14 protein-coding genes are annotated in these 10,062 nt (G+C 68.1%); 12 read left to right on the top strand and 2 right to left on the bottom strand.

What is annotated here, in order from left to right; translation table 11 throughout:
• The 12 genes from GGQ91_RS26090 to rpsQ form a co-directional block, all read left to right on the top strand.
• Positions 1-86, top strand: an 86-nt coding sequence (locus tag GGQ91_RS26090) for an EF-Tu C-terminal domain-related protein (RefSeq protein ID WP_449566872.1), incomplete at its 5' end; no start/stop codon positions are given.
• An 80-nt stretch (positions 87-166) separates the two neighbouring features.
• Positions 167-475 carry a 30S ribosomal protein S10 gene (rpsJ, locus tag GGQ91_RS26085; RefSeq protein ID WP_043351245.1) on the top strand — a complete coding sequence of 103 codons (309 nt, stop codon included), beginning with the start codon at positions 167-169 and terminating at the stop codon, positions 473-475.
• Positions 476-526: 51 nt separating this feature from the next.
• Positions 527-1,252 carry a 50S ribosomal protein L3 gene (gene rplC / locus GGQ91_RS26080; protein WP_043351246.1) on the top strand — a complete coding sequence of 242 codons (726 nt, stop codon included), beginning with the start codon at positions 527-529 and terminating at the stop codon, positions 1,250-1,252.
• A complete protein-coding gene (gene rplD / locus GGQ91_RS26075; protein WP_043351248.1) occupies positions 1,252-1,872 on the top strand; it encodes a 50S ribosomal protein L4 in 621 nt (206 codons plus the stop codon). Before rplC ends, rplD begins: the two co-directional genes overlap by 1 nt.
• Entirely contained in the window at positions 1,869-2,165 is a 297-nt protein-coding gene (locus GGQ91_RS26070) for a 50S ribosomal protein L23 (protein ID WP_012319188.1), read from the top strand. Before rplD ends, GGQ91_RS26070 begins: the two co-directional genes overlap by 4 nt.
• A 25-nt stretch (positions 2,166-2,190) precedes the next feature.
• A complete protein-coding gene (gene rplB, locus GGQ91_RS26065; RefSeq protein WP_020094256.1) occupies positions 2,191-3,027 on the top strand; it encodes a 50S ribosomal protein L2 in 837 nt (278 codons plus the stop codon).
• Between the two features lie 5 nt (positions 3,028-3,032).
• Positions 3,033-3,311, top strand: coding sequence for a 30S ribosomal protein S19 (gene rpsS, locus GGQ91_RS26060; protein WP_012319190.1), 279 nt, complete (start codon positions 3,033-3,035; stop codon positions 3,309-3,311).
• Between the two features lies 1 nt (position 3,312).
• Positions 3,313-3,699 carry a 50S ribosomal protein L22 gene (rplV, locus tag GGQ91_RS26055; protein ID WP_012319191.1) on the top strand — a complete coding sequence of 129 codons (387 nt, stop codon included), beginning with the start codon at positions 3,313-3,315 and terminating at the stop codon, positions 3,697-3,699.
• A 10-nt stretch (positions 3,700-3,709) separates the two neighbouring features.
• The gene (rpsC, locus tag GGQ91_RS26050; RefSeq protein WP_012319192.1) at positions 3,710-4,456 is read left to right on the top strand and encodes a 30S ribosomal protein S3; all 747 of its coding nucleotides are present in this window, start codon (positions 3,710-3,712) and stop codon (positions 4,454-4,456) included.
• 11 nt (positions 4,457-4,467) lie between these two features.
• The gene (gene rplP / locus GGQ91_RS26045) at positions 4,468-4,881 is read left to right on the top strand and encodes a 50S ribosomal protein L16 (RefSeq protein WP_043384884.1); all 414 of its coding nucleotides are present in this window, start codon (positions 4,468-4,470) and stop codon (positions 4,879-4,881) included.
• Positions 4,882-4,893: 12 nt separating this feature from the next.
• On the top strand, positions 4,894-5,109 hold the full coding sequence (gene rpmC, locus GGQ91_RS26040; RefSeq protein WP_043346669.1) for a 50S ribosomal protein L29: 216 nt from the start codon (positions 4,894-4,896) through the stop codon (positions 5,107-5,109).
• 22 nt (positions 5,110-5,131) lie between these two features.
• Positions 5,132-5,395 carry a 30S ribosomal protein S17 gene (rpsQ, locus tag GGQ91_RS26035; RefSeq protein WP_043346666.1) on the top strand — a complete coding sequence of 88 codons (264 nt, stop codon included), beginning with the start codon at positions 5,132-5,134 and terminating at the stop codon, positions 5,393-5,395.
• 464 nt (positions 5,396-5,859) lie between these two features.
• Here rpsQ and recA read toward each other — a convergent pair whose 3' ends face one another.
• Complete coding sequence (recA, locus tag GGQ91_RS26030; protein WP_403091641.1) at positions 5,860-6,921, bottom strand: recombinase RecA; 1,062 nt, start codon at positions 6,919-6,921, stop codon at positions 5,860-5,862.
• 326 nt (positions 6,922-7,247) lie between these two features.
• Positions 7,248-10,010 (bottom strand): cell cycle histidine kinase CckA, encoded by a 2,763-nt coding sequence (cckA, locus tag GGQ91_RS26025; protein ID WP_081948714.1) that lies wholly within the window; start codon positions 10,008-10,010, stop codon positions 7,248-7,250.
• Positions 10,011-10,062: the final 52 nt, after the last annotated feature.

Raw genomic sequence — 10,062 nt, 5'->3', positions numbered from 1 at the left:
TGGCCATGGAGGAGAAGCTGCGCTTCGCCATCCGCGAGGGCGGCCGCACCGTCGGTGCCGGCGTCGTCGCCGCCATCAACGATTGAGCTCGAGCAAGCATCCTTAGCAGGGCGCGGCGGGGTCAAGGCCCCGCACACCCCGCCGTCCCTCTCAAGGTTCCAGGATCATGAACGGTCAGAACATCCGTATTCGCCTGAAGGCGTTCGATCACCGCATCCTCGATGCGTCGACCAAGGAGATCGTCTCCACGGCCCGGCGCACCGGCGCGACCATCCGGGGTCCGATCCCGCTCCCGACGCATATCGAGAAGTTCACCGTGAACCGCTCGCCGCACATCGACAAGAAGTCGCGCGAGCAGTTCGAGATGCGCACGCACAAGCGTGTGCTCGATATCGTCGATCCGACGCCGCAGACCGTGGACGCGCTGATGAAGCTCGACCTCGCCGCTGGCGTGGACGTGGAGATCAAGCTCTGAGTCCGCTGAGGACTTAGAGCTTACCGTTTCATCGCGCGAGGGAGAGAACCTATGCGCTCAGGCGTCATCGCACAGAAGGTCGGCATGACCCGCGTCTTTACGGACGCGGGGGAGCATGTCCCCGTCACGGTGCTCAAGATCGACCAGTGCCAGGTGGTTGCCCACCGCACCGTCGAGAAGAACGGCTACGTTGCGCTGCAGGTCGGCGTCGGCAAGGCCAAGGTCAAGAACGTCTCGGCCGCCGAGCGGGGCCGCTTCGCGGTCGCGAAGGTCGAGCCGAAGAAGAAGCTCGCCGAGTTCCGCGTGTCCGAGGACGCGCTGATCCCGGTCGGCGCCGAGATCACCGCGGACCACTTCATCCCCGGCCAGTTCGTGGATGTCACCGGCACGACGACTGGTAAGGGCTTCGCCGGCGGTATCAAGCGCTGGAACTTCGGCGGTCTGCGCGCCACCCACGGCGTGTCGATCTCGCACCGCTCGATCGGTTCGACCGGTGGTCGTCAGGATCCCGGCAAGACCTTCAAGAACAAGAAGATGCCGGGTCACCTCGGCGTCGAGCGGGTCACGACCCAGAACCTGCGCGTCGTGCGCACCGATCCCGAGCGTGGCCTCATCCTCGTCGAGGGTGCGGTTCCGGGCGTGGCCGGCGGCTGGATCCAGATCCGCGACGCGGTGAAGCGCAAGCTCCCCGCCGACGTTCCGCTGCCGGGCAAGTTCCGTGAGAACGGCGCGTCCGCCCCGGCTCCCGAGGCCGCTGCGGCTGAGGAGACCGCGTGATGAAGCTCGATATCAAAACCCTCGACGGTGCCGGTGCCGGCTCGGTCGAGCTCAACGAAGAGATCTTCGGGCTCGAGCCGCGCGCCGACCTGCTGCAGCGCATGGTCCGCTGGCAGCTCGCCAAGCGGCGCGCCGGCACCCATGCCGTGCAGAACCGCTCGGACGTGAACCGGACCCGCAAGAAGCTGTACAAGCAGAAGGGCACCGGCAACGCCCGTCACGGCGCGGCCTCGGCGCCGCAGTTCCGCGGCGGCGGCCGGGCCTTCGGCCCCGTGCCGCGTGACCACAGCCACGACCTGCCCAAGAAGGTCCGTGCGCTGGCTCTGCGTCATGCCCTGTCGGCCAAGGCCAAGGCCTCGACCCTGATCGTCGTCGACGACATCAAGATCGAGGATCACAAGACCAAGGGTCTCGTCGAGCGCTTCGGCAAGATGGGCCTCTCGAACGCGCTGATCATCGGCGGGGCCGAGGTCGACGTGAATTTCGGCCGGGCCGCCCGCGCCATCCCGCAGATCGACGTGCTGCCCGTGCAGGGCATCAACGTCTACGACATCCTGCGCCGCGACACGCTCGTCCTGACGAAGGCCGCCGTCGACGCGCTGGAGGAGCGTTTCAAATGAGTGCCGATCCGCGCCACTACGACATCGTCGTCTCCCCGGTCATCACCGAGAAGGCGACGAACCTGACCGAGCAGAACAAGGTCGTGTTCCGGGTCGCCCCCAAGGCGACCAAGCCTCAGATCAAGGAGGCCGTGGAGAAGCTGTTCGACGTCAAGGTCACGGCCGTGAACACCCTTGTCACCAAGGGAAAGAAGAAGATTTTCCGCGGCCTCCGCGGACAGCGCTCCGACGTGAAGAAGGCGATCGTGACCCTGGCCGAGGGCCACACGATCGACGTCACGACCGGGCTCTGAGGACGGGTTTTAGGGATCCAAGCCGATGGCCTTGAAGACATTCAAACCGGTCACGCCGAGCCTGCGCCAGCTCGTGCTTGTCGACCGCCGTGAGCTCTACAAGGGCAAGCCGGTGAAGGCGCTAACGGAGGGCAAGTCGTCCTCCGGCGGCCGGAACAACCTCGGCCGCATCACCGTCCGCTTCCGCGGCGGCGGCCACAAGCGCGTGCTGCGCAACGTCGACTTCAAGCGGCGCGAGCAGCTCGGCGTCGCCGCAACCGTGGAGCGGATCGAGTACGATCCGAACCGCACGGCGTTCATCGCGCTGATCAACTTCCCCGACGGGAAGCAGAGCTATATCCTGGCCCCGCAGCGTCTGCAGCCGGGCGACAAGGTGGTGGCCGGCGAGAGCGTCGACATCAAGCCGGGCAACGCTGCTCCGGTCGGCTCGATGCCGGTGGGCACGATCGTCCACAATGTCGAGCTGAAGATCGGCAAGGGCGGCGCGATCGCCCGTTCGGCCGGCAACTACGCGCAGATCGTGGGCCGCGACCAGGGCTACGTGACCCTGCGCCTGAACTCCGGCGAGCAGCGCCTGGTCCATGGCCAGTGCTTCGCCAGCGTCGGCGCGGTCTCGAACCCGGACCACATGAACATCTCGCTCGGCAAGGCCGGGCGCAACCGTTGGCTCGGCAAGCGCCCGCACAACCGCGGTGTGGCGATGAACCCGGTCGACCATCCGCACGGCGGCGGCGAGGGTCGCACCTCGGGCGGCCGCAACCCGGTCACGCCCTGGGGCGTGCCCACCAAGGGGAAGAAGACCCGGTCCAACAAGCGGACCGACGTGTTCATCCTGTCCAGCCGCCACAACCGCAAGAAGTAATCGCTATGGCACGCTCTCTCTGGAAGGGGCCGTTCGTCGACGGCTACCTCTTCAAGAAGGCCGAGGCGGCGCGGGGCTCCTCGCGTTCCGAGGTCATCAAGATCTGGAGCCGCCGCTCCACGATCCTTCCGCAGTTCGTCGGGCTCACCTTCGGTGTGCACAACGGGCAGAAGCACATCCCGGTCTACGTCACCGAGGAGATGGTCGGTCACAAGTTCGGCGAGTTCTCGCCGACCCGCACCTTCCCGGGCCACGCGGCCGACAAGAAGGCGAAGAGGCGCTGAGATGGGCAAGCAAGCCACCCCCCGCGCGCTCCCCGAGAACGAGGCGAAGGCCGTCGCGCGCATGCTGCGCGTCAGCCCGCAGAAGCTCAACCTCGTGGCGCAGATGATCCGCGGCAAGAAGGTCGACACGGCGCTCGCCGAGCTGCAGTTCTCGCGCAAGCGGATCTCCACCGAGGTCAAGAAGTGCCTCGAGAGCGCCATCGCCAACGCCGAGAACAACCACGACCTGGACGTGGACGACCTCGTCGTCTCCCAGGCCTTCGTGGGCAAGGCGCTGGTTCTCAAGCGTTTCCACGCCCGCGCCCGCGGCCGCGGTGCGCGCATCCTGAAGCCCTTCTCGAACCTCACCATCGTGGTTCGCGAAGTCCGCCAGGCCGAAGCGGCCTGAGGAGGATCTGATGGGCCAGAAAGTCAATCCGATCGGTCTCCGGCTCGGCATCAACCGGACCTGGGACTCCCGCTGGTTCGCCAACAAGGGCGACTATGCGAAGCTCATGCACGAGGACGTCGCGATCCGCGCCGCCCTCATGAAGCAGCTCAAGCAGGCGGCGGTCTCCAAGATCGTCATCGAGCGTCCGCACCGGAAGTGCCGCGTCACCATCCACTCGGGCCGTCCGGGCGTGGTGATCGGCAAGAAGGGCGCGGATATCGAGAAGCTGCGCAAGCTCGTCGGCACGATGACCAAGGCCGACGTGACCATCAACATCGTCGAGGTGCGCAAGCCCGAGATCGACGCCACCCTGGTGGCCGACTCGATCGCCCAGCAGCTCGAGCGCCGCGTCGCATTCCGGCGCGCCATGAAGCGGGCCGTCCAGTCGGCCATGCGTCTCGGCGCCGAGGGCATCCGGATCAACTGCTCGGGTCGTCTCGGCGGCGCCGAGATCGCCCGCCAGGAATGGTACCGCGAGGGCCGGGTCCCGCTGCACACGCTGCGTGCGGACGTGGATTACGGCACGGCTACGGCGTTCACGACCTACGGCACCTGCGGCATCAAGGTGTGGGTGTTCAAGGGCGAGATCCTTGAGCACGATCCGATGGCTCAGGATAAGAAGGCCCAGGAAGAGGGCGGCCGCTCCGGCGGACGCCGTGAGCGCGATGGCGAGGGCGGCCGCGAGCGCGGACGCCGCGAGCGCGAGCACGCGTAAGGTAGGAAGCCATGCTGCAACCGAAAAAGACCCGCTTCCGCAAGCAGTTCAAGGGCCGCATCCACGGTGCGGCCAAGGGCGGCTTCGAGCTGAACTTCGGCCAGTTCGGCCTGAAGGCGGTGGAGCCTGAGCGCATCACCGCCCGCCAGATCGAGGCGGCCCGCCGCGCGATCACCCGCGAGATGAAGCGCCAGGGCCGCGTCTGGATCCGGGTGTTCCCGGACGTGCCGGTCTCGTCGAAGCCGACCGAGGTCCGCATGGGCTCCGGTAAGGGCGCCCCGGACTATTGGGCGGCCCGGGTCCATCCCGGCCGGATCATGTTCGAGGTCGACGGCGTTGCCGAGAACATCGCCAAGGAGGCGCTCCGCCTCGGCGCCGCGAAGCTTCCGATCCGCACGCGGGTCGTCCAGCGCATCGCCGACTGAACGGAGGATATCGTGAAGTCGACCCAGAGAGTGTCTGATCTCAAGGCCCTGTCGCCGGATCAGCTGAATGACGAGTTGATCAACCTCAAGAAGGAGCAGTTCAACCTGCGCTTCCAGGGGGCCACCGGCCAGCTCGAGAACGTCGCCCGCGTCCGTGAGGTCCGTCGCGACATCGCCCGTGTCCGGACGCTGCAGCGCGCGAAGACGCTGCAGGCGGCCAAGAGCTGATACGGGCCGCTAGGAGAACACCATGCCGAAGCGCATCCTGCAGGGCACCGTCGTTAGCGACAAGGGTGAGAAGACCATCGTGGTCAAGGTGGAGCGCCGCTTCACCCACCCGGTGATGAAGAAGACCGTCCGCCGCTCGAAGAACTACCACGCGCACGACGAGGCGAATGTCGCCAAGGTCGGGCAGACGGTGTTCATCGAGGAGTGCCGTCCCTTCTCGAAGACCAAGACCTGGAAGCTGGTCGAGGGCGACGCCGCCCAGGCCGAGGCCGGCGAGGCCGCCTGATCCTGGGATCCCGGCGGCTGCGGTCTCCGCATCCGCCTGATCCCGGCCCGCGACGCTGCGGGATGGCCCCCGAGACGGGTCCATTCCTGGGTCGCGGCATGACCGGTTCGACGAACGCCCGGACGCAATTCGACTCGTAAGAGCCGGATTCGTGCCGGGCTTCGTCGTTTCGGCATCCTGCGATCTGAATGCGTGTGCAGGTGCCGAGTGGCCGTCTCTGCCGGGACGGCCGATCGGCGCGGTCAGTGGCATCCGGGACGGGCGCTTGCCTGTTCGGCGGTGCCCCAACTCTGCGTCGAGGATCTCTGAGGCTGCGGCCGAGACGGGACGCCCGCTTCTTTCTATTCCGCTATCGGATCGGTGCCTCGGGCCCAAAACAAAACCCCATGGCGATCCTGGGATCGCCATGGGGCTCGGTCTTCAGGGATCGGGCGCCGGACTTGGTCCATCGCCCGGTCTTCGGATCAGGCTTCGCCTTCGTCGAGATCGTCGGCGGACGGGGTCGCGTTCTCCAGGATTTTCTCGGCGACCAAGCCGGAATTCTGCCGGATGGAGCCCTCGATCTCGGCGGCGATCTTCGGGTTGTCGCGCAGGAAGCCCTTCGCGTTCTCGCGGCCCTGGCCGAGGCGCTGGCTGTTATACGAGAACCACGCGCCGGACTTCTCGACGATGCCGGCCTTCACGCCGAGGTCGATCAGCTCACCGACCTTCGACACGCCCTCGCCGAACATGATGTCGAACTCGACCTGCTTGAACGGCGGCGCGACCTTGTTCTTCACCACCTTGACGCGGACCTGGTTGCCGATCGCCTCGTCGCGATCCTTCAGGGTCGAGATGCGGCGGATGTCGAGGCGCACCGAGGCGTAGAACTTCAGGGCGTTGCCGCCCGTGGTGGTCTCGGGGCTGCCGTACATCACGCCGATCTTCATCCGGATCTGGTTGATGAAGATGACCATGCAGTTCGAGCGTGAGATCGAGCCGGTCAACTTGCGCAGGGCCTGGCTCATCAAACGGGCCTGAAGGCCCGGCTGGCTCTCGCCCATCTCGCCCTCGATCTCGGCGCGCGGGGTCAGTGCGGCCACCGAGTCGACCACCAGCACGTCGATGGCGCCGGAGCGCACCAGCGTGTCGGTGATCTCCAGGGCCTGCTCGCCCGTATCGGGCTGCGAGATCAGCAGGTCGTCGAGGTTGACGCCGAGCTTGCGGGCATAGACCGGATCGAGGGCGTGCTCGGCATCCACGAAGGCGCAGACGCCGCCCTTCTTCTGGGCCTCGGCGATGGTGTGGAGCGCCAGCGTCGTCTTGCCGGACGATTCGGGGCCGTAGATCTCGATCACCCGGCCGCGCGGGAGGCCGCCGACGCCGAGGGCGATGTCGAGGCCCAGCGATCCGGTCGAGACGGTCTCGACCTCCTGAACCTTGTCGTTCTTGCCGAGCCGCATGATCGAGCCCTTGCCGAAGGCGCGCTCGATCTGAGCCAGGGCGGCGTCAATGGCCTTGGACTTGTCCTTGTCCACGGGGGGCATGTCGACCACTTTCAATGCGGGCTGGGCCATCTGGCGGGCTCCTTATGAAGGGGTTGGACGCAGTTCACAACGCGCGTCCCCACCGCCTTCATGTACCTGTTTTGTTCTATTTCGACAAGGGCGGTACCGTGGGTTGTGCATAGCCTGCCGGCGCCACCGATGCGGTTCAGGGCGAACCGCGGCCTCCGGCGCACCGATCCGTCGGGGGCATGCCCGGGATCCGGTGCCGCACTCCGTTCAGGGTCTGAACACGGTGGGCGGCACCGGATGCCGGATTTCGCAGGGAAGGGCCGGGACGCTGCCATCGACGACGCCATCGACGCCGTTCAATCGGCCATCGTCTTCTTCACGGTCTCGACGAGCTGCTTCAGACTGAAGGGCTTCGGCAGGAAGTTGAAGGTCTCCCCCTCCGGCAGGTTCTTGCGGAAGGCGTCCTCGGCGTAGCCGGAGACGAAGATCACCTTCAGGTCGGGCTGATGCTTGCGCACCTCTCGCAGCAGGGTCGGGCCGTCCATCTCGGGCATGACGACGTCGGAGACGACGAGGTCGATCGGCTGGGTGCCCTCGCGGACGATCGCCAGGGCCTCGAGGCCGGAGGCCGCCTCCAGGACCGTGTAGCCGCGGGCCGAGAGGGCGCGACTGTTGACCGCCCGGACGGGATCCTCGTCCTCCACGAGCAGGATGGTGCCCTGCCCCGTATGATCCGCGGCGGGCTTGCGCGGCGCCGGCTTGTCGGCCGTGGCCGGAGCCGGTGCACTCCGCGGCGCGCCGGCATCGCCCGGCTCGGCAGCCGGCCGCGGCGACCCGGAGACCGGCGCGAGCGGCTCCGCGCGCGGGAGCGCCGGCACCGCAGTCGGGGCCGGAACCTCCTCCGGTTCGGCCACGGGCACATGCCGCGGCAGGTAGATGCGGAAGGCGGTCCCCTCCCCGATCGTCGACTGCACGTCGATGGTGCCGCCCGATTGCTTGACGATGCCGAACACCGTCGACAGGCCGAGTCCGGTGCCCTTGCCGATCTCCTTGGTGGTGAAGAACGGCTCGAAGATCTTCTCCATCAGCTCGGGGGGGATGCCCTGGCCGGTGTCGCGCACCTCGATCAGCACGTGGTCGCCGGCCGGCGCCCCGCCGCGTCCCTCCGCATCGGAGGCCGCCCCCGGATCCAAGACGTTCTCCGTCCGGATCATCAGCTTGCCGCCCTCCGGCATGGCGTCGCGGGCGTTGACCGCGAGATTGACGATCACCTGCTCGAACTGGTTGACGTCGGCCTTCACGGGCCAGACCTCGCGGCCGTGCTTCAGCTCCAGGGCGACCCGCTCGCCGAGCAGGCGCTTGAGCAGGAGGGTGAGTTCGGAGAGCGCTTCTCCGACATTCATCACCTCCGGACGCAGGGTCTGCCTCCGGGAGAACGCCAGGAGCTGGCGGACGAGGCCCGCCGCCCGGTTGGCGTTCTGCTTGATCTGCATGATGTCCTGGAAGGCCGGGTCGGTCGGCCGATGGCTCGCCAGCAGCAGGTCCGAGTACCCGATGATCGCCTGCAGCACGTTGTTGAAGTCGTGCGCGATGCCGCCCGCGAGCTGGCCGACCGCGTTCATCTTCTGGGCCTGGGCGACCTGCTGCTCCAGTTGCCGCTGCGCCGTCGTGTCGAGGGCGTACAGGATCACCCGCTCGGCCTCGTCGGTCTGCTGCCCCGGATCGCCGCCGTCGGCGGGGCTGAGCCAGACCCGGGCCGAGCGGCCGCCGGGCCCGGTCAGCTGGACCTCGATGGGTTCCGGATCGGTCCGACCGCTCGCCGCCCGGGCGAGCCCGGCTTCCAGGGCGGTCCGGTCGGCCACGGAATCGGCGACGTTCGGCTCGACCCGGGTCGCGCCGTCACCGTCGAAGGCGCCGTCATCGGCCTGGCGCGGCACCGTGCCGAACAGCCGGGTGAACGAGGCGTTGGCCCGGGCGATGCAGCCGGTCCGGTCGAGGGTCGCGATCGCGATCGGCGAGTTGTTGAGGAAGCGGGCGAGGCGCACCTCGGCGGCGCGCTGCGGCTCGTCGGTCTCGGCCCCGGCGGAGCGGTTGATCACGAAGGTCCGCGACGAGCCGGGCTTGCCGTCCTTGCCGAAGGCGACCCGGTGGTAGAGCCGCACCGGCAGGGTGTGGCCGTTGCGGCGGCGCAGGTCGAGGTCGAAGCGGTCGGTGCGGACCTCGCCCGGCAGGCCGGCGGTGCGCACGAGAACATCCGCCTCCGGGGCGATCTCGGTGAGATGCGGCCCGCCGGGGCCGACGCTGGCGAGATCGTAGCCCAGCCAGGCGGCGAGCGTCGCGTTCATGTAGACGATGGCGCCGGCCGGATCGATCGACAGGAAGCCCGCCGGGGCGTGGTCGAGGTAGTCGATGGCGTGCTGAAGTTCCTGGAAGACGTTCTCCTGCCGCTCGCGCTCGGCGGTGATGTCGGCCACCGTCCAGAGCGAGGCCGCCCGGCGCGGACGCGCGAGGGGCCGCACCGAGACGCGGTACCACCCGAAGCCGCGCTCGCCGACCGTCGGCCCGAGGGGCGGCGACATCCGGACTTCCTCGGTATGGGCCCTGGCATCGCGCGAGGCCTGCGACAGGCGGTAGACCGCCTCGGAGACCTCCGGAGAGCCGACGAGGATGCGCTCCACCGGCACGAGGTTCGAGAACGTGTCGCCGCTGGCGATCCGCAGATAGGCCTCGTTGGCGTAGATCAGCCGGCCCCCCTCCTCGACGACCAGCTTGCCGTCCGGGGAGGCGTCGACGATCCCCTTGGTGATGTCGTCCCGGGCCGCGCTGCCGCTGAGCTGGAGCGCCCCGATGGCGAGGGCGAACAGGAAGAACACGCCCGCCATGGCCAGCAGGGCCAGCAGCCAGACGATCAGCGACTGGGCCTGCTCGTTGGCCACGAAAGACAGGCCGATGGCGGCGCCGACCAGCAGCCCGGCGAGCACGAGGAGCAGGCCGACCCGGCCCGGCTGCTCCGACCGGTCGATCGAGCCGGTGCCCAGCAGGGCGGACGCCTGCGAGACCGGAGGCCCCGAATTCTGCGGGCCCGCGGCAGGCGCCGGAGGTCCAGTGACGTCGGCCATCGGCTTCATTCCAGAACAGTCACCCGGTTGGTCAGCCGGCCATATCAGGACA

The sequence above is a fragment of the Methylobacterium fujisawaense genome, assembly GCF_014138435.1.
In the GTDB taxonomy this organism is placed as follows: Bacteria; Pseudomonadota; Alphaproteobacteria; order Rhizobiales; family Beijerinckiaceae; genus Methylobacterium; species Methylobacterium fujisawaense.
Note: the sequence above shows the minus strand (reverse complement) of the source record. Positions and strands in the feature narration are given on the sequence as shown.